The following is a 25,451-nucleotide window of genomic DNA, read 5'->3' as shown; positions in this document are numbered from 1 at the left end:
ATGCAGGCGGCGCAGCAGCCGGGCTTAACCAATAATCGTCAACAAGCAAGCCGTCATGAACTTTGCACTGATTCTTTTTGTGCTGGTGGTGGTCACGGGCATCGCGTGGGTCGCCGACAAGCTCGTCTTCGAAAAGCAGCGGCGCCTGGCCGCGCAGTCGGCGCTGGCCGAGTTCGATGCGCGCCAGGCAGAGCTGCAGCGCTACGGCCAGTCCGACCTGGACCATTCGCGCAGCCGCCTGGCCGAGGAGAAGCTGCGCCAGCCCTGGTGGCTGGAGTATTCGGCCAGCTTCTTCCCGGTCATCCTGGCGGTATTCGTCCTGCGCTCCTTCGTGGTCGAGCCGTTCAAGATCCCTTCCGGCTCGATGATCCCCACCTTGCTGATCGGCGATTTCATCCTGGTCAACAAGTATGATTACGGTATCCGGCTGCCGGTGATCAACAAGAAGGTCCTCGATATCGGCGAACCGCAGCGCGGCGACGTGATGGTGTTCCGCTACCCGAAGGACGAGTCCCTCGACTACATCAAGCGTGTGATCGGCGTGCCCGGCGACGTGGTCAGCTACCAGGACAAGCGCCTTACCATCAACGGCAAGCCGGCGGAGTACGCGCCGCTGCCCGACTACCTGGACGAGGAGCGCCTGGCTTATTCGAAGCATTTCCGCGAGAAGCTGCCCGCGGGGCCCGACCACGGAATCCTCAACGACCCGGACCGGCCGGCTTATGTCTCGGGGGCGGACCCGGATTTTCCCTTCCACGAGAACTGCACTTACAATCAGCAGGGGCTGACCTGCAAGGTGCCGCCGGGTCACTATTTCGTCATGGGCGACAATCGCGACAACAGCCTGGATTCCCGTTACTGGGGCTTCGTGCCGGACCGGAACATCGTCGGCAAGGCCTTCCTGATCTGGATGAACCTTGGCAATTTCGGCCGCATCGGTTCCTTCAAGTAGGCCGGGGCAGCCGTGTGGAGCCAGCGTATCACCTCACCATAACAAGCTAGGATAGGCGCAGAATGGGTCAGACGGGGCGGAGCGGAGCAGTCGGTGGAGGGCGGCTCCGGCCGACCCGGATGCGAGGATTCTCGCTGGGAACCCTGCTGGTGGTGGTCCTGGTGGCGGTGGGCGTGGTGATTCCGGTGATCAAGACGATCCCGAGCCTGCTGGAGTACTTCTCGGTCAAGCGTGCGGTAGCCTATGCCCGCCAGCAGGCTTCCGGCAAGCAGGAGGTGGCGGGCTATTTTGACAAGCAGGCCCAGATCGACCGCATCACGGCCCTGCGCGGCGACGACCTGGACATCCAGGAAAGCGAGGGCGGAGGCATAGGGGCGGTCAGTTTCTCCTACCGCAGCGAGGTCCCGATCTATGGCCCGCTCAGTTTTTTGATTACCTATTCGGGAACGCAGTACTGACATGAACCTCGACGCCTTGCAGCAACGACTCGGCTACCGATTCAGCAAGCCCGAATTGCTGCAACAGGCGCTGACGCACCGCAGCCACAGCGCCCAGCACAACGAGCGCCTGGAGTTTCTCGGCGACTCGGTGCTGAACTGCGCTGTGGCCGACATGCTCTACGGCATGTTCGGCAAGCTCGACGAAGGCGACCTGTCGCGCGTGCGCGCCAACCTCGTCAAGCAGCAGGCGCTGTACGAGATCGCGCAGATGCTGCAGCTTTCCGACGTGCTGCGCCTGGGGGAGGGCGAACTGAAGAGCGGCGGTTTCCGCCGTCCCTCGATCCTGGCCGATGCGCTGGAGGCTATCGTCGGCGCAGTTTTCCTCGATGCCGGTTTCGACGCCGCGCGGGCCCTGATCCGCAAGTTGTACATCCCCATCCTGGAACAGGTCGATCCGCGCACGCTGGGCAAGGACGCCAAGACCCTGCTGCAGGAGTACCTGCAAGGCCACAAGATCGCCCTGCCGCAATACAGCGTGATCGCCACGCATGGTGCGGCGCACAATCAACAGTTTGAAGTCGAATGCACGGTGCCTAAACTGGAGGTGCGTGTGTTCGGCACGGGCGCGTCGCGCCGCGCGGCGGAGCAGGCGGCGGCCAAGCTGGCCCTCGAAGAGGTCCAGAAGCTGGTGCCCCAGCTGCTCAAGCGCAGCCGCGCCGAGCGTACCGGCAAGACCCGCAAGCAGCCGGCGCCGCCCGATCCTCAGTTGTCTCTCAGGTTGAAGGAATGACCGAATCCCAAGCGCCGCGGCAGGATGCCGCGGACACCCCTCCCGCCGGCTTCCGCTGCGGTACCGTGGCCATCGTCGGCCGCCCAAACGTTGGCAAGTCCACGCTGATGAACGCGCTGGTCGGCCAGAAGATCAGCATCACCTCGCGCAAGGCGCAGACCACCCGCCATCGCATCGTCGGCATCCAGACCAGCGAGGACGCGCAGTACGTCTTCGTCGACACGCCCGGTTTCCAGACACGGCATGCCAGCGCGCTCAACCGCTCGCTGAACCGCGCCGTCACGTCGACGCTGTCGACGGTCGACCTGGTCCTGTTCGTGGTCGAGGCCGGGCAGTATGGCCCGGACGACGAGAAGGTGTTGGCGCTGCTGCCGAAAAACGTGCCGGTGCTGCTCATCGTCAACAAGCTCGACCGCATCGGTGCCGAGCGCGCGGCGGTGGTCATGCCCTTCCTGGAAAAGATGGGGCAGGTCTTCCCCTTCCGCGAAGTGGTGCCGATGTCGGCCAAGACGCGCGACCATATCCAGCGCCTGTTCGCCATCATCCGGCCTTATCTGCCCGAGGGCGAGCCGATGTACGGTGCCGATGCGCTCACTGACCGCAGCGAGCGCTTCCTTGCCTCGGAGATCATCCGCGAGAAGGTCTTCCGCTGGACCGGCGACGAGCTGCCCTATACCAGCACCGTCATCATCGACAAGTTCGAGACGGAAGGGCGCCTGCGCCGCGTCTTCGCCACCATCCTGGTCGAGCGCGACGCGCACAAGGCCATGATCATCGGCAACAAGGGCAGCAAGCTCAAGCAGATCTCCACCGAGGCCCGCCTCGACATGGAAAAGCTGTTCGATGGCAAGGTCTACCTGGAGCTGTGGATCAAGGTCAAGGGCGGCTGGGCCGACAACGAGGCCGGGCTGCGCGCCTACGGCTACGAATGAGCGGGTGACCGGGTGAGCAAGATGCCCGAGCTGGCGGGCGGCGGGCAGGGCCCGCGCGGCGGCCGCCGCGGCGATCCGGTGGCCGAGGATGCGGCGGAGGTCCTGGGCGTCCAGGACGTGCGCGGCGCGAGCGTCGCCGAGCAGCGCGCGATGATGGACCGCGCCCTGCGCATCATGCCGGCGCGCAGCGAGGTGCGCGTCAACAACCAGCCGGGCTTCGTGCTGCATTCGTGGCCCTACCGCGAGACCAGCCTGATCCTCGACGTGTTCACGCGGGACCATGGCCGCATGGCCCTGGTGGCCAAGGGCGCCAAGCGCGCGCATTCCGCACTGCGTCCTGTGCTGCAGCATTTCCAGCCGATCGCGCTGTCCTGGAGCGGAAGGGGCGAGGTCAAGACCCTGACCAAGGCGGAGTGGGTGGGCGGCATGCTGCCGCTTGCCGCCGACGCGCTGCTGTCCGGCTTCTACCTGAACGAACTGCTGCTGCGCTTCTGCCCGCGCGAAGATGGCCACGCGGCGCTGTTCCGCCACTACATGGCCACCTTGACGCGGCTCGGCCACGGTGAGCCCGCTGGCCTGGTTTTGCGCAGCTTCGAGCGCACGTTGCTGCAGGAAACCGGCTTTGCCGTGGCCTTCGACCGTTGTACCAGCACCGGCGAGCGGGTGCGGCCCGAGGTGGACTATGTCTACCATCCGGAGCGAGGCGTGCGGCCGGCGCACGCGAGCGATCCGTCGTCGTGGCCGGTGATCGGCGGCCAGTCCCTGCTCGACATGGCCCAGGATGACTATGGCAGGGCGCAGACGGCGGCGCAGAGCCGCGCGCTGATGCGTTTCCTGCTGCACTATTACCTGCAGGGCGAACCGCTCAGGACGCGCCAGATCCTGATCGACCTGCACTATCTCTGAGACCTTACCAAAAGACTCGCATGATCTTCCACGCCCATCCCGGTGTCATCGATCTCGGCGTCAACATCGACCACGTCGCCACGCTGCGCAATGCGCGCGGCACGGTCTATCCGGATCCGATCCAGGCCGCGCTGCAGGCCGAGGAGGCCGGCGCCGACCTGATCACGCTGCACCTGCGCGAGGACCGCCGCCATATCCGCGATGCCGATGTGCGCGCGCTGCGTCCGCAGTTGGCCACCCGCATGAATCTCGAATGCGCGATCACCCCGGAGATGCTCGACATCGCCTGCGAGATCCGTCCCCAGGACGTCTGCCTGGTGCCGGAGCGCCGCGAGGAAGTCACCACCGAGGGCGGGCTCGATGTGGCGGGCCGCTTTGAGCAGGTCAAGGCCGCCTGCCGCCAGCTTGCCGGCGCGGGCATCCGCGTCTCGCTGTTCATCGACGCACAGGCGGAGCAGATCGAAGCCGCCGCCGCCTGCGGCGCGCCGGTGATCGAGCTGCACACCGGCCGCTATGCCGATGCGCACACGCCAGATGAACAGGCGATCGAGTTCCGTCGCGTTGCCGACGGCGTCGAGACCGGCCTGCGCCACGGCCTGGTGGTCAACGCCGGCCATGGCCTGCACTACACCAATGTGCAGCCGATCGCGGCGCTGCCGGGCATCACCGAACTGAACATCGGCCACGCCATCGTCGCGCATGCTGTCTTCGCCGGCTGGCAGAACGCGGTGCGCGAGATGAAGGCGATCATGGTCGCGGCGCGCCTCGGCACGCGCTATCCGGGGCCGGGCGGGAGCGCGCCGGCGTGATCTACGGACTGGGTACCGACATCATCCAGATCGAGCGCGTGCGCGGCGTGATGGCGCGCACCGGCGGACGCTTCGCACAGAAGGTCCTGGGCCCGCGCGAACTGGAGAAGTACCATGCCCGCCTGGCCCGCTCCGAGAAGCGGGGGCTGGCCTTCCTGGCCACCCGTTTTGCCGCCAAGGAGGCCTTTTCCAAGGCCATCGGGCTGGGCATGCGCTGGCCCATGACCTGGCGCGCGATGGAGCTGCTGAACCTGCCCTCGGGCGAGCCCGTCGCCCAGTGCAGCGGCGAACTGGCCGAATGGATGCGCGCGCGGGGCCTGGCGGTGCGCGTCAGCGTCAGCGATGAACAAGACTATGCGGTCGCCTTCGCGATCGCCGAGCGCGTGGCGGACGGCGCCGCGCGTGCTACCGAACCGGAACAAGATACTCCATGACTCAACTGATCTCCGGCAAGCGGCCGGGCCCCGTGGTGCTCGACATCGTCGGCAAGCAACTCGACGCCGAGGATGCGCGCCGCATCGCGCATCCGTTGACCGGTGGCGTGATCCTGTTCGCGCGCAATTTCGAGTCGCGCGCGCAGTTGCTGGCCCTGACGCGCGCCATCCGCGCGGTGCGCGACGACGTGCTGATCTGCATCGACCACGAAGGCGGGCGGGTGCAGCGCTGCAAGACCGATGGCTTCACGCACCTGCCGGCGATGTCCCGCCTCGGCGAGTTATGGGATCGCGATGTGCTGGCCGCGACCAAGGCGGCGGTCGACTGCGGCTATGTGCTGGCCAGCGAATTGCGTGCCTGCGACATCGACCTGAGCTTCACGCCGGTGCTCGACCTCGACTATGGCCGCAGCGCGGTGATCGGCGATCGCGCCTTCCACGCCGATCCGCGCGTAGTCACCATGCTGGCCAACCACCTGGCCCACGGCCTGCTTCTGGCCGGCATGGCCAACTGCGGCAAGCACTTCCCGGGGCACGGCTATGTTGCTGCGGATTCCCACGTGGCGGTGCCGATCGACGAGCGCCCGCTCGAAGAGATCCTGGCGCAGGACGCACGGCCCTACGACTGGATGGGGCTGTCGCTGGCCTCGGTGATGCCGGCCCATGTGATCTACCCGCAGGTGGACGCGCAGCCGGCGGGCTTCTCGCGCATCTGGCTGCAGGACATCTTGCGCAGCCAGCTCGGTTTCGAGGGGGTGATCTTCAGCGATGACCTGAGCATGGAAGGAGCCAGCGTGGCCGGCAGCGTGACCGAGGCGGCCCGCGCGGCGCTCGGCGCCGGCTGCGATATGGTGCTGATCTGCAACCATCCGGAGCGTGCCGACCAGCTGCTCGACGAGCTGGATGTGACCATCGGCAAGGCATCGCAGCGACGCATCCGCAAGCTGTTTGCGCGCCGCAGGCCGCTCGACTGGAACAAGCTGCACCGCCAGCCGCAGTACCGCGCAGCGCTGCGCCAGCTCAAGGCGCTGGACCTGGTCGCCTGAGCCGGACGAGGCAAGCGGTCGAGCGGAAGAAAAAAGAAAAAGGGCAGCCGAGGCTGCCCTTTCTTCGTCCCGCCGCGCACGCCGGGGCGCGCACGGTGCATCGCCTTAGTTGGCGCGGCTGCGGTATTCGCCGGTACGGGTGTCGATTTCGATCTTGTCGCCGATGTTGCAGAACAGCGGCACTTGCAGTTCGAAGCCGGTGTTGATCTTGGCGCTCTTCAGCACCTTGCCCGACGAGGTGTCGCCCTTGACGGCGGGTTCGGTGTAGACGATCTCGCGCACCAGGCTGGTCGGCAGTTCGACCGAGATGGCCTTCTCGTTGTAGAACACCACTTCCACGGCCATGCTGTCCTCGAGGTAGTTCAGCGCGTCGCCCATGCTGTCCTTCTCGACTTCGAACTGGTTGTAGTCGGCGTCCATGAACACATACATCGGGTCGGCGAAGTACGAGTAGGTGCATTCGCGGCGCTCGAGCACCACCACTTCGAACTTGTCGTCGGCCTTGAACACCGACTCGCCCGGAGCTTCGGTGAGCAGGTTCTTGTATTTCATCTTGACGACGGCGGCGTTACGGCCCGACTTGTTGTACTCGGCCTTCTGGACCACCATCGGAGCGCCGTTCATCATGAACACGTTGCCGACGCGGAGTTCTTGTGCGATTTTCATCTGAACTGATTTCCTGAAAAAGAAAGTCCCGGAATGCGGGATGGCGATGATGTGCGCTGGCGCGTTGCAGACCCGCAAGATCCACTGCAATCCCGCCGCCGCTGTGCGTCGAGCCGACGCTCCAGGTGCTCCCGCCGAGACATCCGTCCGCTTGGCGGCCGCGCTTTGGGCGGATCGTCGGGCGGGACAGGCACTGCGCGAAGGCTACCCCGGTTTTCCGGGCCGGTCGCCATCAAATCAACCCGTTATTCTACCTGATTCTCGCAAAAAGCCACCAGATTGGCGGCTAGGTCGCCGAGGTGGCGCAGGCGCCGCTGCCAGTTCCCGGCCGCCGCCTGCAGGGCCGGCAGGCGGGCGGCCAGCGCGGGCCAGTCGACCTCGCCGCCGAAGCCGTTCCAGGCGTGCCAGAAGGCGGTCTGCACCGCGCTGGCGGCGGGGTCGGCATGGCGCCCGGCCAGTTCGAGGTAGGCGTCCAGCTTGGCCCGGTGCGCGTCGTCGGCCTGGGGATAGATCTGCCAGACCAGCGGGCGGGAGGCCCAGTGCGCGCGTACGAAGGAGTCCTCGCCGCGTACGAAGTTCAGGTCGCAGGCCCACAGCAGTTCATCGTAGTGCTCCTGGCGCACGAAGGGCACGAAGTGCACGCTGAGGGCGCCCGCCGTGAAATGCCGGCCCACCTGCGCCTGGGTGTCCAGGCAGGCTGCGACCTGATCGGCGGCGAGGCCCAGCGGGACCAGGCACTGCACCCGGCGGGGGCCGTCGCGCCATTGTTGCAGCAAGGCCGGCAGGGACGCGTTGGCGTAGGCGAACAGGCTCACCTTGAGCGCCTCGGCGAGCGGCTGCGCGTCCAGGCGGTGCCACAGCGCCGCCTGGGCGGCGGCGCTGCCGAGGAAGGCCTCGCGCTCGGCGCCGAGCGCTGTTTCTCGCAGCAGGCCGCCGGTACCCGGCTCGAAGCCGGGGAAAAAGAAATGCTTGGTCAGCGGCAGGCGCGGATGCGGCGACGGCATGGCGTGGTAGTCGCGCACCCAAGGCTCGGCGCTCAGGTACTCCAGGTTGATCCAGGCGGGATGCGGCACGCGCGTTGCCATGCGCGCCAGGAACGGCTCGGGCAGGGTGCAGGCGAAGGCCTCGATCACGACATCGTGCGGCACGGCCTCGCAGAACACCGTGGTGGCGGCGGGCTCGTCGCGCGGCCAGGGGCGGATCTCGACGCCGGCGATGCGTTGCTGCGGCGCCGTCGGATCCAGCCCGGGCGCGAGGCGCGCGAAGGCGTTCAGGTCGTCGACCCAGAGCCGCACCGTGTGGCCGTGCTCCTGCGCCAGCTGGCGCGCCAGCCGCCAGCAGACGCCGATATCGCCGAAGTTGTCGATCACGGTGCAGAAGATGTCCCAGGAACGGATGGGCATGACAGGGGTCTTTGGGGGATCGGTAGGGGAGGCCGGATACGGCGGGCCGGCATGGCCGGGGATTGCTCTACACTTGCGATTTTAGAGCGTGTCCCGGCCGCGCCGTGCGCCGGGACCCGTGCCGTGTCTCCAGATCCGCCCATGTCAGAGCAGGAATCCGCATCCTCCGCCACGCCGCCGGCATTCGATCCCAAGGCTGTCATCGCGCAATTGCCCGGCCTGCCCGGCGTCTACCGCTATCTCGACAGCGACGGCCGCGTGCTCTACGTCGGCAAGGCGCGCGACCTGAAGAAGCGCGTCTCCAGCTACTTCAACAAGACGCAGCTGTCGCCGCGCATCGCGATGATGGTGGCCAAGATCGCGCAGATCGAAACCACCGTGGTCCGCACCGAGGCCGAGGCGCTGCTGCTCGAGAACAACCTGATCAAGGCGCTGGCGCCGCGCTACAACATCCTGTTCCGCGACGACAAGTCCTATCCCTACCTGAAGCTCAGCGGGCACCGCTTCCCGCGCATGGCCTACTACCGGGGCGCGACCGACCGCAGGCACCAGTACTTCGGCCCCTTCCCCAGCGCGCATGCGGTGCGCGAGAGCATGCAGATCCTGCAGCGCGTGTTCCAGCTGCGCACCTGCGAGGACACCGTCTTCAACAACCGCACGCGGCCCTGCCTGCTGCACCAGATCCATCGCTGCACCGGTCCTTGCGTGGGAGCGATCGGTGAGGCCGACTATGCGCGCGACGTGCAGAATGCCGCCGGCTTCCTGCAGGGGCGCCAGACCGAGGTGCTGGAGGGGCTGCAGTCCAAGATGGAGCGGTATGCCGAGCAGCTCGAATTCGAGCAGGCCGCCGTCGTGCGCGACCAGATCGCGGCGCTGTCGACCGTGCTGAGCCGCCAGGCGGTCGAAGAGGTGGGGCTGGCGCGCGACATCGACATTCTGGCGGTCGCAGTCGAGGGCGGGCGTGCCTGTGTCAATCTCGCCATGGTGCGGGGCGGGCGCCACCTGGGCGATCGGGCCTATTTCCCGGCCCATGCCGAGGAGGCGGCGATGATCGTCGGCGACGAGGCGCTCGAGGCCATGCCGGTGGAGGCCGCCGCCGAAGCGCCGGCAGGGGAGGCAGGCGAGAGGGCGCCGGGCAGCGCCGCGCCAGCAGAGGAGGCCGCCGGCAGCGCTGTCGAACGCATTGCCGGTGGCGTGATGGCTGCCTTCATGGCGCAGCACTATCTGGACCAGCCCCCGCCGCCCATCCTGGTGGTCAGCCACCTGCCGGCCGATCGCGCGCTGGCGGAAGCGCTGGCCATGCAGGCCGGCCGCAAGGTCTCGCTGGTGCGCCAGCCGCAGGGCCAGCGCCGCACCTGGCTCGAGATGGCGCAGCAGGGAGCGGCGCTGGCGCTCGCGCGGCGCCTGGCCGAGCAGGGCAGCCAGCAGGCTCGCACGCGCGCCCTGGCCGAGACCATCGGGCTGGAGCCCGACGACCTGGCCGAACTGCGCGTCGAGTGCTTCGATATCAGCCACACGGCAGGCGAGGCGACGCAGGCGTCCTGTGTGGTGTTCCACCACCACGAAATGCAGAACAGCGAATACCGGCGCTACAACATCCAGGGCATCACCCCCGGCGATGACTATGCCGCCATGCGCCAGGCGCTCACGCGGCGCTACCAGAAGCTGGTCGAGCAGGAAGAGGGGGCCGGCGCGGGCGAGCCGGTACAACTGCCGCAAATCGTGCTCATCGACGGTGGCAAGGGCCAGGTCGAGGTGGCGCGGCAGGTGTTCGAAGAACTCGGCCTCGATATCGGCATGCTGGTCGGCGTGGCGAAAGGCGAGGGCCGCAAGGTCGGGTTGGAAACGCTGGTCTTTGCCGATGGCCGCGCCGCACTGGAACTGGGGCCGGGCAGCGCCGCGCTGATGCTGGTGGCGCAGATCCGCGACGAGGCCCACCGGTTCGCCATCACCGGCATGCGCGCGCGCCGTGCCAAGGCGCGTACCACCTCCCGGCTGGAGGAAATCGAAGGCGTCGGCGCGCGCCGGCGCCAGAAGCTGCTGACCCGCTTCGGCGGGCTGCGCGGCGTGGTGGCCGCCAGCGTCGACGAGCTGGCCAGCGTCGAGGGCATTTCGCGCGCGTTGGCCGAGGAGATCTATCGCCAGCTGCACTGAGAGAACACCGGTGCCGGAGAGTACCTGCATCGCCCTGGACGGGGCCGCCATCCGGCCAGTCCGGCCGCGTGGAATGCCGGAATGGCCCCCCGAGGGGGGAAATCGGCGACAATCTCACGGTTGTCCACCGCTTCGACCGCTGTTTCCCGCGCCCCGACCCATGCCCCTGAACATCCCGATTCTGCTGACCTGGCTCCGCGTTGCCATGATCCCGCTCGTGGTGGGGGTCTTCTACCTGCCGGAGGCATGGGTGCCGATGCATGCCAAGAACCTGACGGCGGCGGTCTTCTTCATCATCGCCGCCGTCACCGACTGGCTCGACGGCTTCCTGGCGCGGCGCTGGAACCAGACTTCGTCCTTCGGCGCCTTCCTCGATCCGGTCGCCGACAAGCTGATGGTGACGGCGGCGCTGCTGTCGTTGCTGGCGCTGGGGCGGGTCACCGACCTGATCGCGCTGGTCATCATCGGTCGCGAGATCACGATCTCGGCCTTGCGCGAGTGGATGGCGCAGATCGGTGCCTCCAAGAGCGTGGCGGTCAACTTCCTGGGCAAGCTGAAGACGACCTTCCAGATGATCGCGATCCCGCTGCTGCTGTTCAACGGCCCGTTGTCCGGTGGCATCGACGCCAGCGTGCTCGGCACCTGGATGATCTACCTGGCGGCGGTGCTGACACTGTGGTCGATGGTGTACTACATGAAGCTGGCGTGGCCGCAGATCCGCGAGCGCAGCGCACTGGTCGGGGAGGCCCACACGCAAAAGTGAGGGCGAATGCAAAAAAAGCTTGACGTCCGGAATCGTCCTTTGCAATAATCTCGTTCTCGCTGCTGACGACGCAAACGAAACAGCGAGGTAAAGCGAAGCTGATGCGAGAACGCTGCAGTAGGCAGCAGTTAGCGCGCGATTGGCAAAGCGAAGTAGTTGATGATATCCCTGCGGGAGTAGCTCAGTTGGTAGAGCGCAACCTTGCCAAGGTTGAGGTCGCGAGTTCGAGACTCGTCTCCCGCTCCAGGTTTCGGCGAGTACGCCAGACGATCGACAAGTTCGATGCTGTGGCGGGCAAGCCTAGTGGTTTGAGTAGTGGTACGCGGGAGTAGCTCAGTTGGTAGAGCGCAACCTTGCCAAGGTTGAGGTCGCGAGTTCGAGACTCGTCTCCCGCTCCAATCCCAAAGGGAAGCCCGGCTTCCCTTTTGTTTTGGCTTGTGGCCGCGTCGCCCCGTTGAGTGGCTGATTGCGGATACAATCCAGAAAATGTCGCCTGGCGGGGTGGCAGAGTGGTTATGCAGCGGCCTGCAAAGCCGTGTACGCCGGTTCGATTCCGACCTCCGCCTCCAGATCAGCGAAAGCCCCGAAGCATCTGCTTCGGGGCTTTTTGCTTTGGTGCCGCCCGCTCGCGCCGCGCGCTGCGAGTGCGGGCGGCGCGCAGCGGTACGAACCGGCGGCCTATCGCCATAGCGGTCCAGGTGGCATATCCGGCCCTTGTTCTTGCCATGGCCTGCACGGGGATCGTGTTACATTATGCGCAGCCGTCGGCACCTTCGCGCCGGGTCCCCCAGCCCAGTCTGAGCGGAACCGCCAATGCCATGCCGGTCGCGGGCAGCGATCCGTTCGTACCCGTGCGCCATTGACGGCTTTCCCGTTTTCCGCCTTTTCCGAGCAGCAGTACGGCATGCCAGCGCGGGCTCCCGCGCAGCATGCCCGGTGTCAGTGGACAGCGCTGGCCAGGAGTTCGGCGCCGGCGGAGGCTTGTCCAATCTGCCCCCCTGCGGCCTCCGAAAAAGGAATCGACAACGCATGCATCACGCCTCCCCGCTCATCAGTACCATCGTCGGCGGCATCGTGCTGGCTTTCCTGCTCGGTGCGCTGGCGGCGCGGCTGCGCCTGCCGCCGCTGATCGGCTACCTGTGCGCGGGCATCGTGGTGGGGCCGCACACGCCCGGATATACGGCCGACCAGACGCTGGCGCCGGAGCTGGCGGAGCTGGGTGTGATCCTGCTGATGTTCGGGGTCGGCCTGCATTTCTCGATCAAGGACCTGCTGGCCGTGCGGGCTATCGCGATTCCCGGCGCGGTGGCGCAGATCGGCATTGCCACGCTGCTTGGCATGGGTGTGTCCTGGGCCCTGGGCTGGAGCTGGGGGCAAGGGCTGGTGTTCGGCCTGGCCCTGTCGGTGGCCAGTACCGTGGTGCTGCTCAAGGCTTTGCAGGATCGTGACCTGATCGACTCGCCGCAGGGCCGGATCGCCGTGGGCTGGCTGGTCGTCGAGGATCTGGCGATGGTCTTGACGCTGGTGCTGCTGCCCGCGCTGGCAGGCCTGCTGGCCCCGGGCGCGCAGGCGGACGGGGCGACATCGCCCGGCGCCGGCGATATCCTGGTGGCAGTGCTGGTGACGCTGGGCAAGGTGGCCGCCTTCGTCGCCGTGATGCTTCTGATCGGGCGGCGCTTCATCCCCTGGATGCTGGAACGCATCGTCTGGAGCGGCAGCCGTGAACTGTTCCGCCTCGGCGTCCTGGCCACGGCGCTGGGCGTGGCCTTCGGTGCCTTCTACCTGTTCGGCGTCTCGTTCGCGCTGGGGGCCTTCTTCGCCGGTATGGTGCTGGCGGAGTCCGAGTTCAGCCATCGGGCGGCCGAGGAGTCGCTGCCGCTGCGGGATGCCTTCGCGGTGCTGTTCTTCGTCTCGGTCGGCATGCTGTTCGATCCTGCCGTGCTGGTCGCCGACCCTTGGGGCGTGCTGGCCACGCTGTTCATCATCCTGGTGGTCAAGTCCCTGGCAGCACTGGGCATCGTGCGTGTCTTCGGCTACGACACCCGCACCGGCCTGACCATTGCCGCCAGCCTCGCGCAGATCGGCGAGTTCTCCTTCATCCTCGCCAGCCTGGGCGTGTACCTGAAGATCCTGCCGGAGCGCGCGCAGGCACTGATCGTGGCCGGCGCGCTGCTGTCGATCATGCTCAATCCGCTGCTCTTCCACCTGCTCGACCGCTACACGGCCCGGCAGGCGCGCACCCTCGCGGAAGCCGACCTGTCCTGAGTCAGGCGCCTGCGCTGGCGCCGCGGTGCAGGTACTCGGTGAAGGCCAGCAGGCCCTGGGTCGGATACTTGTGCTCGTGCACCACCAGTTGCAACGGCCGGACCAGGGGCGGCATGCCGGCGCGCAAAGCCACCAGCTGGCCGCGCTCCAGTTCCTCCGCCACCACGTGCAGCGACAGGCAGCTGATGCCGAAGCCGCTCATCACTGTGCGCTTGATGGCTTCAGCGTTGCCCAGTTCCAGCGCGAAGCGCAGTTCGCCGAGCACCGGCACCAGGCGCTGCTCGATCACCTCGCGCGTACCCGAGCCGGGCTCGCGCACGATCCAGTCGGCCTCGCGCAGGGCCTGGCGGCTGACCGGCCGCTGCGCCAGCGGGTGCGTGGTGCCGACCACCACCACCATCTCATCGTCGCACCAGTGTGTGCTGCGCAGGTCGCGCTCGTGGCAGGTGCCTTCGATCAGGCCGAGGTCGGCTTCGAACTGCAGCAGCGCCTGCAGGACCTCGCGCGTATTGCCGATGCGCATATCGAGCGCGCACGGTCCCGGCTGGCTGTCGCGGAAGCCGCGCAGCAGGGCCGGCAGGATATAGCTGCCGATGGTGTTGCTGGCGGCCAGGCGCAACTGCACGCCCGACTGCAGGGGAAAGCGCTCGAGCTCGTACGCCTGGTCCAGCAGCGACAACGCGCGCGGGAAGAATAGCCGTCCGGTCTCGTTGATGCTGAGGCGGCGTGCGACGCGATCGAACAGGGGGCCGCCGAGCGCCCGCTCCAGCTCGGCCAGCGCGGCGCTGACGGCGGATTGCGAGAGCGCCAGCGCTTCGCTGGCGGCCACCGTGCTGCCATGCTGGGCAACGGCGACGAACACGGAAAGCTGGCGCAGGGTCAGGCGCAGGGGGCGGTGTTCCATATCGTTAATTCAGATTGATCATAACGATATTACCTGTTTCACAGATTGATTGGGGCCCGCTACGCTCGGGACATCGACCATCCATGAAGCGGGAGTCCTCCATGTCCACCAGCCTGACCGCCTCGCGTGCCGACAATGCATCGCCGGCCTGGCGCACGCGAGTGCTGACTTTGCTGCCCCTGGGCGGCATCGCATGGCTGGCCATGGTGCTGGCCGACCACCCCGTCATCTCGCGCTACGGCCTGAGCGCGCTGACCCTTGCCATGTGTGCCGGCATGGTGGCTGCCAACACCATGCCGCGTGACTGGCTGGCGCCGCTGGCGCCGGGCATGCAGTTGGCGCGCCATCATATGCTGCGTATCGGTGTGGCCTTGTACGGGCTGCGCCTGACGTTCGGCGCGATCGCCGCGCTGGGCGTCTCCGGAGTGGTCGTACCCTTGCTCATGCTGGTTGCCACCCTGCTGGTCGGTACCTGGCTGGGCGCCTCGCTGTTCGGGCTGAGCCGGCGCGAGGCCCTGCTGGTCAGCGCCGGCAGCGCGATCTGCGGCGCCGCCGCGGCCATCGCCGTGTCGTCGGTGCTGCGCAGCGACGACAAGCAGACCGCCGTGGCCGTGGCGACCGTGGTGTTGTTCGGCACGGCCGGCATGCTGCTCTACCCCTATCTCTTCACCCTGGCCACGCAGCAATGGCACTGGCCGGTGACGGAGCGCCTGTTCGGCATTTTCACCGGCGCCACCCTGCATGAAGTGGCGCAAGTGATCGCGGCGGGCAAGATGGTCAGCGACGCCACCGCGGACGCCGCGGTGGTAGCGAAGATGGTGCGCGTGCTGGCGCTTGGCCCGCTGCTGCTAGGCATGGCCCTGTGGCAGCGTAGTGCTTCACGCGGATCGGGGAAGCAGGGGGCAGCGGGAGAGGGGCGGGGCACCCTGGTGTCGCTGCGGAAGTCAGTGCCCTGGTTCGCGGTGGGCTTCGTGGTGGTCATGGCCGTGCATTCGGCAGGCTGGGTGCCGCAGGCGTGGATGGCCGGACTGACGGCTCTGGACAGCTGGCTGCTGGCCTGCGCCATGCTGGCCATCGGCCTGCATACGCGCCTTGGCGACCTGCTGCGCGCGGGGCGGCGGCCGCTGGCGCTGGCCGGCCTGCTGTTCGTGTTCCTGATGGCGGCCGGCGCTGCATTGTGCGCCGTCATGGCGTAAAGCCACGGGAGGATGGGCGGGAGTTGCTGGTGCGGCCGACGGGACTCGAACCCGTAAGCCTGTGAAGGCGGCAGATTTTAAGTCTGCTGAGTCTACCAATTTCTCCACGGCCGCCCGGCAAGCCCGGTATTGTGGTGGTTCGGGCGGTTGGATGCAAGCGCGCCGCCATGTTCCCGGTTACGACTGGTAACAATGTCGTCCCGACGGTTGCACCTGGATTTTCCTGGGGTTTTACAATGAGCGTATAAATCCCGTCACAACCAGAGGCACGAACATGAAGCGTTGGATGCTTGCAGGTCTTGGCGTCGCGGCAGCGCTCGCATCAGGCGCGGCCATGGCGCACGTCAGCGTTGGCGTGGCGATCGGCGTGCCCGGCGTGGTCGTCGGGGCTCCCGCCTACTATCCGCCTCCGCCGGTCTACTATGCGCCGCCTCCGCCGGTGGTGGTCGCGCCCGCGCCGGTGTACTACGGTGCGCCGCCCGTGATCGTGCGCCCGGCACCGGTGTATTACGGTCCGGGCTACTACTACGGTGGTCCGCGCTTCTACGGCCCGCCGGGCCGGTGGCACGGTCGCGGACACTGGCGTCATTGAGCGGGGCAGGGCATGGTGCGACAAGCACCGATGCCGTGCCGGCAGTGTCAACAGGGGCTCCGTCAGGAGCCCCTGGTCATTGGTCGCCGGGATTCCGATGCTTTGTCTCGGGGCGATGACGACGTCGAAAGTGGTGCAAGGTTCCCTTCTTTTTTCCCTATTTTGGTGAGGGTCAAAAAAACTGAAGTGACTGATCAAAGCGGACATCACTTTGGCCTAGGGTTTTCCCCTACACTATTGCTGTGACACCGTCATGACAGGCGCGACACGAAGGCGCCCGGCAAGGATGGTGATGGCTCGCATCAAATACAAGGATGACCGCGACATGAAGATCAAGACCAGCCTGGTGGCGCTTGCCGCCCTTACCGCCCTGTCGGCCCTTTCCGTTTCGGCGCAAGCCGCCCCGCGCAAGGTCGACCCCTATCTCGATGGCGCCAAGATCGGCAAGGCCGATCCGTACACCGACGGCGCGAAGCTGGGCAAGGTGGATCCGTACACTGACGGCGCCAAGCTGGGCAAGGTAGACCCGTACACCGACGGTGCGAAGGTCGGCGACCGCCGCGACCCGTTCTCGGAAGGCGTCTGATGCCGGTGGGTGCCGGCTTCCCCCGGCCGGCCCCGCACAGCAGGAAAACAGACTGAAAAGGACCCGCAAATGTTGCGGGTCTTTTGCTTTTTAGGCGTGCTTTCGCCCATGGCAGCGGCCCGGCGCCAGCAGCTATACTGCCGGCTCCTGTTTCGCAATGATTTTCGAGGAGAGTGGTATGCAGCAGAAAACCGTGCTGACGGCTGATGACGTGAAGAAGGTGCTTGCCGCGGCAGAAGCCGAGGCGAAGGCCAATCACTGGGCCGTCGCGATCGTCGTGGTCGACGATGGCGGCCATCCTCTTGCCATGGTGCGCCTGGACGGCGCTGCCCCGATCTCGGCCTATATCGCCACCGAGAAGGCCCGCACTTCCTCGCTGGGTCGCCGCGAGTCCAAGATCTACGAGGACATGATCAACAACGGCCGCCACTCCTTCACGACGGCCCCGGTGCTGCAAGGCATGCTGGAAGGCGGCGTGCCCATCGTGGTCAACGACCAGGTGGTCGGTGCGGTCGGTGTCTCGGGAGTCAAGTCGGCCGAAGATGCCCAGATCGCCCGCGCTGGCATCGCCGCGCTGGGAGTCTGAGCGGGGGGGGCGGCATGCGCCGGTCCTGCATGCCAAGACGCTCGCGAGGCGGGCCGCGGCAACGAAAAACGGGGCGCCATGGCGCCCCGTTTTCCTTTTGTTGCGCCATCGCCGGTCCACCTTGCGGTGGCGCGTGCCGCGGTTCTTTCCCCGTTTGCTTATTTGGTCAGGATCAGCTTGCCGTAGCGCGTGATGCGCAAGGTGTAGACCTCGCCGTTGTGCAGGATCGGCAGCGTGCTGGCGCCCCGCATCAAGGTGTCGAGACGCACCGGTTCACCCGTGGCGGGTGCCGCGGGCCGGCTGTCCCGGACCAGAGCCTCGAGACGGGCGGGCAGCGCCGCCACTGCGCATTTCACGGTTTCGATTGCCGCAGCCGCCGGCGTTTCCCGGCGCGGCTGCGCGGGGTTCACTTCAACGCGGCGCAAGGATAGACGCCGGCGGGTGACTTCGCGCGGTTGCGGCAGCGGCAGGGCAAAGGTGCTCATCATCGGACTCCGGTAGGTCTCGGTGCCGGCAATGCATGCCGGCTTGTGTATTGGTCAGGTACGACCATCTTAAATGCGAATGGTTATCAATACAATGGGGGTTCACCAAACTTTACAACTCGGCCGGCGGACCGTGGCGCATCTTCTGCAGGGCGGGGTGACGTACGCGCGGAGGGAGCAAATTCATCGGGCGGGCAGTCGCGGGGGAGTGAAAAGAAAAAAGGCATCCCGAAGGATGCCTTGCTCGATGCGGACGGCAGCACGCGGCGCCGCATGCCGCGTCAGTGCTTGGGTTCGGTGATGAAGCCGATCTTGCCGAGGCCGCCGTGCTGGGCCGCGGCCATGACCTGCGCCACGCGCTCGTAGCGTACGTCGCGGTCAGCGCGCAGGTGCAGTTCAGGCTGGGGTTCCTGCTTGGCAGCCTGTGCGATGTTGTTGTCCAGGGTGGCGTCATCCACTTCGGCCTGGTTCCAGTAGACCTTGCCGGCTGCATCGATCGACACGTTGATGTTCTGCGGCTTCTGGTCGTTGGGCTGGTTGGTCGCGCGCGGCAGATCGATCTTGACCGCGTGGTTGATCACGGGAATGGTGATGATGAAGATGATCAGCAATACCAGCATGACGTCGACCAGCGGCGTCATGTTGATCTCGCTCATCACCTCGTCGTCGTCACCTTCCAGGGTGCCGAATGCCATGATGACTTCCTTTGGCGTTGGGGTTGGTTCGGGAGCGGGGCGAGCCGGCTCAGTTCTTCACGGCCAGGCGCACCGAGCCGTCTTCGCCCGTGCGGCCCGTGCCGGGACGCACGCGGGCGCCGGTCACGAAGTAGGCGTGCAGGTCGTGGGCGAAGCGGTTGAGCTTCGAGATGACCGACTTGTTGCCGCGCGTCAGGGCGTTGTAGCCGAGCACCGCCGGGATCGCCACGGCCAGGCCGAAGGCCGTCATGATCAGCGCTTCGCCGACCGGGCCGGCTACCTTGTCGATGGTCGGCACGCCCGACGCGCCGATGCCGATCAGTGCATGGTAGATACCCCACACGGTGCCGAACAGGCCCACGAAAGGCGCGGTCGAGCCGACCGAGGCCAGCACGGCCAGGCCGGATTGCATGCGCGACACGGCGTCGTCGATGGCGCTCTTCAGCGAACGGGTCAGCCAGTCCGAGATATCCATCACGTCGTGCAGCTGCGGCTGGCTGGCGCGGTGGTGCTGGGCGGCTTCCTTGCCGGTGATGGCCAGCGTGCGGAAGGGATTGGCATCGCTGGCGCCCAGGGTCTCGAGTGCGTGGTCGAAGTCATCCGAGTGCCAGAAGCGCTTTTCCGCGCCCTGCGCCATCTTCTTCAGGCGGACCAGATCCCACGCCTTGGTGAGGATCACGATCCACGAAGACAGCGACATGATGAGCAGAATGATGGCGGTCGCACGCATGACGAAATCGCCTTGCGCCCAGAGGTGGGAGAGTCCGAGGTCCTGCATGTTGGTTCCTGGTAGGTCGGGATGGAATAAGTCGATTCCGGGGATCCGGGATCAGTTGAGTTCGAAGGCGATCGGCTGCTGCGCGGTCACCGCCACGGCACGGCCGTTGTCCATGTACGGCTTGCAGCGCATGCGCTTGACGGCGTCTTCCGCCGCCTGATCCAGGCGCGACGATCCGCTCGACGTGGACACGCTGGTCTTGACGACCTTGCCGCTCTCATCGGTGGTCAGGCGTACCACGGCGCGCCCGGTCTCGCCCATGCGGCGCGACTGCGACGGATAGACCGGCTGCGGCGGCGAGCACTGGATCTCGCCGATGCCGACCGCGCGCGGCGCGCTCGATACCGGGGCCGGCGGCTCGGCCGGTGCGGCTGGCGCAGGCGGTGCCGGTGGCGCGGGCGGCGCCTCGATCGCGTTGGGCGTCGGTGGCAGCGAGGCGACCGGTTCGACCTTGGGCTGCTGCGGCTGCGGCTGCGGTCTGGGCGTCGTCACCTTGACCTGCTTGGGCGGCTCGGGTTTGGACTGGGGTTTGGGTGGCGGCGGTGCCGGCGGCGCGGGCGGCTCCAGCGGGATGATGCGTGCCACGATCTCAGGCGAGATCACGGCTTCGGTGAACTTGCGCGCCAGACCGCTCTGGACCAGATACAGCAGTCCCGCGTGGAACAGCAGGACGGCAACCGTGATCTTGAAGAATCGTTGATCGAACATGGGATACGACAGGCGTCGCGACGGGTGGGCGCGAATGGTGCGATGGACGGCGGGCCTGGCTTACTTGCGATAGAAGAGAATTAGCGAAATGCCACAACCGACCAGCAAGCTGAGCAACAGTTCCATGGTAAACGCTCCTTCAACCGGGTTGCCGTGGGAGCGCCGCTCTCTGGCAGCGTGTCAGTTCGCGAGTATAAACGATAATGATTCTTATTTGTTGCCTTTTGCGGCACTCGGGCGCGGGCGGCAGGATGCAGCCCACTTTATACCGCTGTTCCAAGCGGTCTGCTCGGCCTGCGACAAAGCCACGCAGGCCGGCATCCGAGGGTAGGCGGCAATGTCGCGCCGGCCGCAAAGCGCGCTAGGATAGGAGAAACGGGCCACCCGCAGCGGCGCGCAGCGGCCCGAGCGAGGGGACGAGGCTATGGAATTCACCCGCAATGCCGATGAGGAGCGTTCGACCGTCCTGCGCGCCACGCCGGGGGCCGGCACCAGTTCCGCGCTCGACTGGATGTGCGCGCAGTTCGCGCTGCGCGTGGTCTGCGCGCTCGGTCCGCGCTTCAACCTGCGCAGCAACATCAACGACGTGCTGACGGTCAGCGCCCAGGAACTGGTCTGGCCCTATGGCGTGGTGCTGCGCGTGCAGCGTTTCCTGGCTGCCCGCTGTGCCGACATGCCGGCCTGGAAGGGCGCCGCCCGCCTGCCGGCCGAGGAGTTCCTGGAGCGCCACGGTCAGTGGAACAGTGCCTTCGACGAGAGCGCTCTGTTCTACTACCTGGACGAGTACGTCAAGTACCACGCCAAGGACATGTACGCGGTCTTCGAGGTGTCGGCCGCCGCCATCGCTGCCCGCCTGGAAGGCGAGCGGGTGCTGCTGGTGCGCAATATCGACATGCTCAGCCATGTGCTCGACCTGCCCGAGCACGAGCGCAAGCTGCTGCTCTATGCCGCGCTGGCGAAGTACAAGCGCGACCTGCGCGCGGTGATGGTCGACTGCAAGGTGGCGCACAGCCAGGAGGCGTTCCAGATCCTCGCCGGCCTGACCGGCGCCAGCCCCGCCGAGGTGGCCGCTTCGCTGCGGCCCGGCTCGCGCCTGGAGACGCTGAACCTGATCGAACAGCCGCTGCCGGAGAACAGCGTGACCGACCTGGGCGATCTGATGCGCCTGTCGGACCGGCTGCTGCACGTGCTGCTGGGAAACTACGCCGACGAGGCCGACATGATGGCGGTCTTCACGCGGCCGGCGGCGCCGCCGACGCTGGACTGCTCGGACTATCCGCACGTCGAGACCGACGCGCGCTACCTGTCCGCCCTGCTCGGCAACGCCACGCGCCAGCACGCCGCGGGGGTCAATATCCTGCTGTACGGGCCGCCCGGTACCGGCAAGACGGAATTCGCGCGGCTGATCGCGCGCGAGGCGGGCTGCGAGCTGTACGAGGTCGATTGCCTCGATCGCGACGGCAACAGCCTGTCGGGCAAGGACCGCTATCGTTCGCTGCAGGTCTCGCAGGCATTCCTGCGCGGGCGGCCACGCACCGCGCTGCTGTTCGATGAGGTCGAGGACGTGTTCCCGGGCAGCGCGCGTGAGCTGATGAGCCTGCTCGGGCACGAGGACGCGCGCGGCTCGGTCAACGGCAAGGCCTGGGTCAACCAGACGCTGGAGGAGAACCCGGTGCCGGTGATCTGGATCTCGAACTCGATCCGGCAGATCGATCCGGCCTACCTGCGGCGTTTCCAGTTCCACCTGGAGCTGAAGGTGCCGCCGCCGATGGTGCGCGAGAACATCCTGCGCAAGCACTTGCAAGGCCTGCAGGTCAGCGAGGCCTTCATCGCCGCGCTGGCCGCGCGCAAGACGCTGACGCCGGCCCAGGTGCAGTCGGCGGCGCGCTTCGTCGAACTGGCCCGTCCCGGCGTGCAGGAGCCGGCGGAAGCCCTGATCCTGCGCCAGCTCGATCACGCCGATCGGGCCATGGGGCTGCGTCCGGAGGCCGAGGCGCGCCCGGTGGTGACGCATTACCGGCTCGACTACCTGAACCTGGAAACGCGCTATGCGGTCGACAAGATCATCCAGGCGCTGCAGGCGCGCCAGCGCGGCACCCTGTGCTTCTTCGGCCCGCCCGGGACCGGCAAGACCGCGCTGGCCGAACATATCGCCGCCGCCCTGGACCTGCCGCTGATGATCCGCCGCGCCTCCGACCTGATGAGCAAGTACGTGGGCGAGACGGAGCAGCAGATCGCGGCCATGTTCGCGCGCGCGGAGGAGGACGGCGCCGTGCTGCTGCTCGACGAGGCCGACAGCTTCATGCAGAGCCGGCAGAACGCGGTGCGCAACTACGAGGTGTCCGAGGTCAACGAAATGCTGCAAGGCATGGAGCGCTTCAACGGCATCTTCCTCTGCACCACCAATCTGTTCGATCGCATCGATGAGGCTGCGCTGCGGCGCTTTTCGTTCAAGATCCGCTTCCTGCCGCTGAAGCCGGCACAGCGTGTGGCCATGTTCACCGACGAGGCGCTGGGCGGCGACGCGGGTGCCTTGAGCGATAGCATGCGCCGCGAACTCGATGCGATGGACTGCCTGACCCCCGGTGACTTCGCAACTGTGAAGCGTCAGTGCGTGCTGCTGGGCGAAGCGCTGACACCTGAGGAGTTCCTGGCGCAGCTGCGCCAGGAGCATGCGGTCAAGCCCGAGGTCAGGCAGCGTCGCCCGCTCGGCTTCCTGCAGTAGGGCGGGGCCCGCCGCGTTCAGCGCAGGACATGTGCCGCCGCGTCCAGCGGCGGCGCCGGTTCGATGACGATCGTTTCCGCCTGCGCGTCGACGTGCAGCAGGGCGGCGACCATATCCTGCAGGTGGCTGGCTTCCTTGGTCGTTGCATAGCGCGTGAAGGGGGCCGCGCCGGGCGCGGCGGCGATGCCGTGCTCGGCCAGCCGGCGCGCGAGCTGACGCGCGACCGCGGCGCCGGTATCGATCAGCGCCATGCGTCCGCCGATCATCTCCACCAGCGTGTCCGTCAGGAAGGGGTAGTGGGTGCAGCCCAGTACCAGCGTGTCGGCGCCGGCGTCCAGCATGGGCTGCAGGAAGCCGGCCAGGCTGGCGCGCACCGCCGCGCTGCCGACGTCGCCGCGCTCGATTGCGTCCACCAGGCCGATGCCGGCGGTGCAGAGGAAGCGGCTCTCGCCGTCGAGCGAAGCCAGCAGGCGCGCGAACTTCGCGCCCTTGAGCGTATTGGCCGTGGCGAGCACGCCCACCACCTTGCTGCGGCTGGCGGCGGCGGCCGGCTTCAGGCCGGGCTCTACCCCGATGATGGGTAGCGGCAGCGTCTCGCGCAGCGTCTGCACGGCATGGACGGTGGCGGTATTGCAGGCGATCACCAGCGCCTTGCAGCCTTGGTCGGCCAGCCAGCGGCAGACCTGCAGCGTGCGCGCCTCGACGAAGCGCTCCGGCTTCTCGCCATAGGGGGCGTACTTCGAATCGGCGATATACAGCAGCGATTCGTGCGGCAGCAGCGCGCGGATCTCGCGCAGGACCGACAGGCCGCCGAGGCCGGAATCGAAGATGCCGATGGGAGCGTCGTTGGCGGGCTGGTTCACGGGAAATGGCAGGGCAAGGGGCGGTTGGTGGCGAGGGCGCCCGGCCACACCGGAAGTGCGGGGCGAGCATGGACCGGGAAACAAAAAGCCGGGTCGGCAGACCCGGCTTTCAGGGACAGCAAGGCTGTCACGGCGTGCCTGGAATCAGGCGGCCGCGACGGGGATCTTGCCGATCCTGGCCTGCCATTCGGCGGGGCCGGTCTTGTGCACGGAGATGCCCGAGCTGTCGACCGCCACGGTGACCGGCATGTCCTTGACGTCGAACTCGTAGATGGCTTCCATGCCGAGGTCTTCGAAGGCCAGCACCTTGGCGCCGCGGATGGCCTTGGAGACCAGGTAGGCGGCACCGCCGACAGCCATCAGGTAGGCCGACTTGTGCTTCTGGATGGACTCGATCGCCACCGGGCCACGCTCGGCCTTGCCGATCATCGCGATCAGGCCGGTCTGCGACAGCATGGTCTCGGTGAACTTGTCCATGCGGGTGGCGGTGGTCGGGCCGGCCGGACCCACCACTTCGTCACGCACCGGATCGACCGGGCCGACGTAGTAGATCACACGGTTGGTGAAGTCGATGGGCAGCTTCTCGCCCTTGGCCAGCATGTCGGCGATACGCTTGTGTGCGGCATCGCGGCCGGTCAGCATCTTGCCGTTCAGCAGCAGGGTCTGGCCCGGCTTCCACGAGGCCACTTCTTCCGGCGTCAGCGCGTTCAGGTCGACGCGCTTGGAGGTCTCGGTGTTCGGCGCCCACTCGACCTTCGGCCATTGCGACAGGTCAGGCGCTTCCAGCTTGGCCGGGCCGCTGCCGTCCAGCGTGAAGTGCGCGTGGCGGGTGGCGGCGCAGTTCGGGATCATGGCCACCGGCAGGTTGGCGGCGTGGGTCGGGTAGTCCTTGATCTTCACGTCGAGCACGGTGGCCAGGCCGCCCAGGCCCTGCGCACCGATGCCCAGTGCGTTGACCTTCTCGTACAGTTCGATGCGCAGTTCCTCGGCGCGATTGGACGGGCCGCGCGCGATCAGGTCCTGGATGTCGATGGGCTCCATCAGGGCTTCCTTGGCCAGCAGCATCGCCTTTTCCGCGGTGCCGCCGATACCGATGCCGAGCATGCCCGGCGGGCACCAGCCGGCGCCCATGGTCGGCACGGTCTTGAGCACCCAGTCGACGATCGAGTCGGACGGGTTCAGCATCACGAACTTGGATTTCGCCTCGGAGCCGCCGCCCTTGGCCGCGACGATCACGTCGACCGTGTCGCCCGGTACGACGGAGACGTTGATCACCGCCGGGGAGTTGTCCTTGGTATTGGTGCGCTTGCCTGCCGGATCGGCCAGCACGCTGGCGCGCAGCTTGTTGTCCGGGTCGTTGTAGGCGCGGCGCACGCCTTCGTTGACCATGTCTTCCAGGCTCATCGTGGCGTCATCCCAGCGCACGTTCATGCCGATCTTCAGGAACACGGTGACGATGCCGGTGTCCTGGCAGATGGGCCGCTTGCCTTCCGCGCACATGCGGCTGTTGGTCAGGATCTGGGCGATCGCGTCCTTCGCCGCCGGGCTCTGCTCCAGCTCATAGGCACGGCCCAGGCTGGTGATGTAGTCCATCGGGTGGTAGTAGCTGATGTACTGCAGGGAGTCGGCGACGCTCTGGATGAGGTCTTCTTGCTTGATGGCGGTCATGTTGTGGGAGGACATGCGGTGGGACGTAGCCCGCAATCATACACCGTGGCGGGTGTGGTTGCCTGCGTGCATACATCCGTCCACATTCGCCCAGCCGGGCTGGAG

At 66.9% G+C, this 25,451-nt stretch carries 25 protein-coding genes and 4 tRNA genes; 19 read left to right on the top strand and 10 right to left on the bottom strand.

The window, feature by feature from the left end; translation table 11 throughout:
- The first annotated feature begins 55 nt into the window (after window positions 1-55).
- The 8 genes from lepB to nagZ all read left to right on the top strand — a co-directional run bounded on the left by lepB (window position 56) and on the right by nagZ (window position 6,309).
- Entirely contained in the window at window positions 56-952 is an 897-nt protein-coding gene (gene lepB, locus BKK81_RS14600; RefSeq protein ID WP_071014251.1) for a signal peptidase I, read from the top strand.
- A 119-nt stretch (window positions 953-1,071) separates the two neighbouring features.
- The gene (locus tag BKK81_RS14595; RefSeq protein ID WP_231907929.1) at window positions 1,072-1,410 is read left to right on the top strand and encodes a DUF4845 domain-containing protein; all 339 of its coding nucleotides are present in this window, start codon (window positions 1,072-1,074) and stop codon (window positions 1,408-1,410) included.
- A gap of 1 nt (window position 1,411) precedes the next feature.
- Window positions 1,412-2,182 (top strand): ribonuclease III, encoded by a 771-nt coding sequence (gene rnc / locus BKK81_RS14590; RefSeq protein WP_071014245.1) that lies wholly within the window; start codon window positions 1,412-1,414, stop codon window positions 2,180-2,182.
- A complete protein-coding gene (gene era / locus BKK81_RS14585) occupies window positions 2,179-3,114 on the top strand; it encodes a GTPase Era (protein WP_071014244.1) in 936 nt (311 codons plus the stop codon). Before rnc ends, era begins: the two co-directional genes overlap by 4 nt.
- A 21-nt stretch (window positions 3,115-3,135) precedes the next feature.
- Complete coding sequence (gene recO / locus BKK81_RS14580; protein ID WP_071016493.1) at window positions 3,136-4,020, top strand: DNA repair protein RecO; 885 nt, start codon at window positions 3,136-3,138, stop codon at window positions 4,018-4,020.
- 20 nt (window positions 4,021-4,040) lie between these two features.
- Entirely contained in the window at window positions 4,041-4,829 is a 789-nt protein-coding gene (gene pdxJ, locus BKK81_RS14575; protein WP_071014242.1) for a pyridoxine 5'-phosphate synthase, read from the top strand.
- Window positions 4,826-5,263: a holo-ACP synthase gene (gene acpS, locus BKK81_RS14570; protein WP_071014239.1), complete on the top strand. Its 438-nt coding sequence runs from the start codon at window positions 4,826-4,828 to the stop codon at window positions 5,261-5,263. The genes pdxJ and acpS overlap by 4 nt, the downstream gene beginning before the upstream one ends.
- Entirely contained in the window at window positions 5,260-6,309 is a 1,050-nt protein-coding gene (gene nagZ / locus BKK81_RS14565; RefSeq protein ID WP_071014236.1) for a beta-N-acetylhexosaminidase, read from the top strand. The genes acpS and nagZ overlap by 4 nt, the downstream gene beginning before the upstream one ends.
- A 105-nt stretch (window positions 6,310-6,414) precedes the next feature.
- On the opposite strand, the gene efp is transcribed toward nagZ, so the two are convergent.
- Both efp and earP read right to left on the bottom strand, forming a co-directional pair.
- Window positions 6,415-6,975, bottom strand: coding sequence for an elongation factor P (gene efp / locus BKK81_RS14560; protein ID WP_071014233.1), 561 nt, complete (start codon window positions 6,973-6,975; stop codon window positions 6,415-6,417).
- 245 nt (window positions 6,976-7,220) lie between these two features.
- On the bottom strand, window positions 7,221-8,378 hold the full coding sequence (gene earP, locus BKK81_RS14555; protein WP_071014230.1) for an elongation factor P maturation arginine rhamnosyltransferase EarP: 1,158 nt from the start codon (window positions 8,376-8,378) through the stop codon (window positions 7,221-7,223).
- Between the two features lie 141 nt (window positions 8,379-8,519).
- Between earP and uvrC the strand changes: the two genes are divergently transcribed.
- The 6 genes from uvrC (at window position 8,520) to BKK81_RS14525 (ending at window position 13,560) form a co-directional block, all read left to right on the top strand.
- Window positions 8,520-10,532, top strand: coding sequence for an excinuclease ABC subunit UvrC (gene uvrC, locus BKK81_RS14550; RefSeq protein WP_071014229.1), 2,013 nt, complete (start codon window positions 8,520-8,522; stop codon window positions 10,530-10,532).
- Window positions 10,533-10,692: 160 nt separating this feature from the next.
- Complete coding sequence (pgsA, locus tag BKK81_RS14545) at window positions 10,693-11,295, top strand: CDP-diacylglycerol--glycerol-3-phosphate 3-phosphatidyltransferase (protein WP_071014226.1); 603 nt, start codon at window positions 10,693-10,695, stop codon at window positions 11,293-11,295.
- A 170-nt stretch (window positions 11,296-11,465) separates the two neighbouring features.
- Window positions 11,466-11,541 (top strand) — tRNA-Gly (locus BKK81_RS14540).
- A gap of 76 nt (window positions 11,542-11,617) precedes the next feature.
- Window positions 11,618-11,693 (top strand) — tRNA-Gly (locus tag BKK81_RS14535).
- Between the two features lie 97 nt (window positions 11,694-11,790).
- A tRNA-Cys gene (locus BKK81_RS14530) sits at window positions 11,791-11,864 on the top strand.
- Window positions 11,865-12,324: 460 nt separating this feature from the next.
- The gene (locus BKK81_RS14525; RefSeq protein WP_083384121.1) at window positions 12,325-13,560 is read left to right on the top strand and encodes a cation:proton antiporter domain-containing protein; all 1,236 of its coding nucleotides are present in this window, start codon (window positions 12,325-12,327) and stop codon (window positions 13,558-13,560) included.
- Between the two features lies 1 nt (window position 13,561).
- Here BKK81_RS14525 and BKK81_RS14520 read toward each other — a convergent pair whose 3' ends face one another.
- Entirely contained in the window at window positions 13,562-14,464 is a 903-nt protein-coding gene (locus BKK81_RS14520; protein ID WP_071014224.1) for a LysR family transcriptional regulator, read from the bottom strand.
- A gap of 101 nt (window positions 14,465-14,565) precedes the next feature.
- Between BKK81_RS14520 and BKK81_RS14515 the strand changes: the two genes are divergently transcribed.
- Window positions 14,566-15,660, top strand: coding sequence for a YeiH family protein (locus tag BKK81_RS14515; protein WP_231907928.1), 1,095 nt, complete (start codon window positions 14,566-14,568; stop codon window positions 15,658-15,660).
- Between the two features lie 27 nt (window positions 15,661-15,687).
- On the opposite strand, the gene BKK81_RS14510 is transcribed toward BKK81_RS14515, so the two are convergent.
- Window positions 15,688-15,774, bottom strand: a tRNA-Leu gene (locus BKK81_RS14510).
- Between the two features lie 160 nt (window positions 15,775-15,934).
- On the opposite strand from BKK81_RS14510, the gene BKK81_RS14505 reads away from it, so the two are divergent.
- The 3 genes from BKK81_RS14505 to BKK81_RS14495 all read left to right on the top strand — a co-directional run bounded on the left by BKK81_RS14505 (window position 15,935) and on the right by BKK81_RS14495 (window position 17,424).
- Complete coding sequence (locus BKK81_RS14505) at window positions 15,935-16,252, top strand: hypothetical protein (RefSeq protein WP_071014219.1); 318 nt, start codon at window positions 15,935-15,937, stop codon at window positions 16,250-16,252.
- A gap of 325 nt (window positions 16,253-16,577) precedes the next feature.
- The gene (locus tag BKK81_RS14500) at window positions 16,578-16,838 is read left to right on the top strand and encodes a hypothetical protein (protein ID WP_071016491.1); all 261 of its coding nucleotides are present in this window, start codon (window positions 16,578-16,580) and stop codon (window positions 16,836-16,838) included.
- Window positions 16,839-17,016: 178 nt separating this feature from the next.
- Window positions 17,017-17,424 (top strand): heme-binding protein, encoded by a 408-nt coding sequence (locus BKK81_RS14495; RefSeq protein ID WP_071014216.1) that lies wholly within the window; start codon window positions 17,017-17,019, stop codon window positions 17,422-17,424.
- Between the two features lie 158 nt (window positions 17,425-17,582).
- On the opposite strand, the gene BKK81_RS14490 is transcribed toward BKK81_RS14495, so the two are convergent.
- The 4 genes from BKK81_RS14490 to BKK81_RS14475 all read right to left on the bottom strand — a co-directional run bounded on the left by BKK81_RS14490 (window position 17,583) and on the right by BKK81_RS14475 (window position 20,090).
- Window positions 17,583-17,909, bottom strand: coding sequence for a hemin uptake protein HemP (locus BKK81_RS14490; RefSeq protein WP_071016489.1), 327 nt, complete (start codon window positions 17,907-17,909; stop codon window positions 17,583-17,585).
- A gap of 281 nt (window positions 17,910-18,190) precedes the next feature.
- Window positions 18,191-18,604 carry an ExbD/TolR family protein gene (locus BKK81_RS14485; RefSeq protein ID WP_071014213.1) on the bottom strand — a complete coding sequence of 138 codons (414 nt, stop codon included), beginning with the start codon at window positions 18,602-18,604 and terminating at the stop codon, window positions 18,191-18,193.
- 49 nt (window positions 18,605-18,653) lie between these two features.
- Complete coding sequence (locus BKK81_RS14480) at window positions 18,654-19,382, bottom strand: MotA/TolQ/ExbB proton channel family protein (protein WP_071014210.1); 729 nt, start codon at window positions 19,380-19,382, stop codon at window positions 18,654-18,656.
- Window positions 19,383-19,433: 51 nt separating this feature from the next.
- A complete protein-coding gene (locus BKK81_RS14475) occupies window positions 19,434-20,090 on the bottom strand; it encodes an energy transducer TonB (RefSeq protein ID WP_071014207.1) in 657 nt (218 codons plus the stop codon).
- 424 nt (window positions 20,091-20,514) lie between these two features.
- On the opposite strand from BKK81_RS14475, the gene BKK81_RS14470 reads away from it, so the two are divergent.
- On the top strand, window positions 20,515-22,815 hold the full coding sequence (locus tag BKK81_RS14470) for an AAA family ATPase (RefSeq protein ID WP_071014206.1): 2,301 nt from the start codon (window positions 20,515-20,517) through the stop codon (window positions 22,813-22,815).
- 17 nt (window positions 22,816-22,832) lie between these two features.
- Here the strand turns inward: BKK81_RS14470 and murI are convergent, their stop codons facing one another.
- Together murI and BKK81_RS14460 are read right to left on the bottom strand one after the other, a co-directional pair.
- Window positions 22,833-23,678: a glutamate racemase gene (gene murI / locus BKK81_RS14465; protein ID WP_071014203.1), complete on the bottom strand. Its 846-nt coding sequence runs from the start codon at window positions 23,676-23,678 to the stop codon at window positions 22,833-22,835.
- A 144-nt stretch (window positions 23,679-23,822) separates the two neighbouring features.
- Window positions 23,823-25,346, bottom strand: coding sequence for a fumarate hydratase (locus BKK81_RS14460; protein WP_071016487.1), 1,524 nt, complete (start codon window positions 25,344-25,346; stop codon window positions 23,823-23,825).
- Window positions 25,347-25,451: the final 105 nt, after the last annotated feature.

The organism is Cupriavidus sp. USMAHM13 (genome assembly GCF_001854285.1).
Lineage (GTDB): Bacteria > Pseudomonadota > Gammaproteobacteria > Burkholderiales > Burkholderiaceae > Cupriavidus > Cupriavidus malaysiensis.
The sequence above is the reverse complement of the archived record's forward strand: the minus strand, read 5'-3'. Positions and strand labels throughout refer to the sequence as shown.

Excerpts from the sequence above, each read along its gene's own strand:
- nagZ (WP_071014236.1), top strand. The coding sequence starts at position 5,260 with ATGACTCAACTGATCTCCGGCAAGCGGCCGGGCCCCGTGGTGCTCGAC.
- BKK81_RS14515 (WP_231907928.1), top strand. The coding sequence starts at position 14,566 with ATGTCCACCAGCCTGACCGCCTCGCGTGCCGACAATGCATCGCCGGCC.
- lepB (WP_071014251.1), top strand. The coding sequence starts at position 56 with ATGAACTTTGCACTGATTCTTTTTGTGCTGGTGGTGGTCACGGGCATC.
- BKK81_RS14460 (WP_071016487.1), bottom strand. The coding sequence starts at position 25,346 with ATGACCGCCATCAAGCAAGAAGACCTCATCCAGAGCGTCGCCGACTCC.
- BKK81_RS14595 (WP_231907929.1), top strand. The coding sequence starts at position 1,072 with ATGCGAGGATTCTCGCTGGGAACCCTGCTGGTGGTGGTCCTGGTGGCG.
- BKK81_RS14470 (WP_071014206.1), top strand. The coding sequence starts at position 20,515 with ATGGAATTCACCCGCAATGCCGATGAGGAGCGTTCGACCGTCCTGCGC.
- BKK81_RS14490 (WP_071016489.1), bottom strand. The coding sequence starts at position 17,909 with ATGAGCACCTTTGCCCTGCCGCTGCCGCAACCGCGCGAAGTCACCCGC.
- BKK81_RS14520 (WP_071014224.1), bottom strand. The coding sequence starts at position 14,464 with ATGGAACACCGCCCCCTGCGCCTGACCCTGCGCCAGCTTTCCGTGTTC.
- BKK81_RS14495 (WP_071014216.1), top strand. The coding sequence starts at position 17,017 with ATGCAGCAGAAAACCGTGCTGACGGCTGATGACGTGAAGAAGGTGCTT.
- BKK81_RS14480 (WP_071014210.1), bottom strand. The coding sequence starts at position 19,382 with ATGCAGGACCTCGGACTCTCCCACCTCTGGGCGCAAGGCGATTTCGTC.
- efp (WP_071014233.1), bottom strand. The coding sequence starts at position 6,975 with ATGAAAATCGCACAAGAACTCCGCGTCGGCAACGTGTTCATGATGAAC.
- recO (WP_071016493.1), top strand. The coding sequence starts at position 3,136 with ATGCCCGAGCTGGCGGGCGGCGGGCAGGGCCCGCGCGGCGGCCGCCGC.
- BKK81_RS14505 (WP_071014219.1), top strand. The coding sequence starts at position 15,935 with ATGAAGCGTTGGATGCTTGCAGGTCTTGGCGTCGCGGCAGCGCTCGCA.
- uvrC (WP_071014229.1), top strand. The coding sequence starts at position 8,520 with ATGTCAGAGCAGGAATCCGCATCCTCCGCCACGCCGCCGGCATTCGAT.
- BKK81_RS14500 (WP_071016491.1), top strand. The coding sequence starts at position 16,578 with ATGAAGATCAAGACCAGCCTGGTGGCGCTTGCCGCCCTTACCGCCCTG.
- pdxJ (WP_071014242.1), top strand. The coding sequence starts at position 4,041 with ATGATCTTCCACGCCCATCCCGGTGTCATCGATCTCGGCGTCAACATC.
- earP (WP_071014230.1), bottom strand. The coding sequence starts at position 8,378 with ATGCCCATCCGTTCCTGGGACATCTTCTGCACCGTGATCGACAACTTC.
- pgsA (WP_071014226.1), top strand. The coding sequence starts at position 10,693 with ATGCCCCTGAACATCCCGATTCTGCTGACCTGGCTCCGCGTTGCCATG.
- era (WP_071014244.1), top strand. The coding sequence starts at position 2,179 with ATGACCGAATCCCAAGCGCCGCGGCAGGATGCCGCGGACACCCCTCCC.
- BKK81_RS14475 (WP_071014207.1), bottom strand. The coding sequence starts at position 20,090 with ATGTTCGATCAACGATTCTTCAAGATCACGGTTGCCGTCCTGCTGTTC.
- rnc (WP_071014245.1), top strand. The coding sequence starts at position 1,412 with ATGAACCTCGACGCCTTGCAGCAACGACTCGGCTACCGATTCAGCAAG.
- BKK81_RS14485 (WP_071014213.1), bottom strand. The coding sequence starts at position 18,604 with ATGGCATTCGGCACCCTGGAAGGTGACGACGACGAGGTGATGAGCGAG.
- BKK81_RS14525 (WP_083384121.1), top strand. The coding sequence starts at position 12,325 with ATGCATCACGCCTCCCCGCTCATCAGTACCATCGTCGGCGGCATCGTG.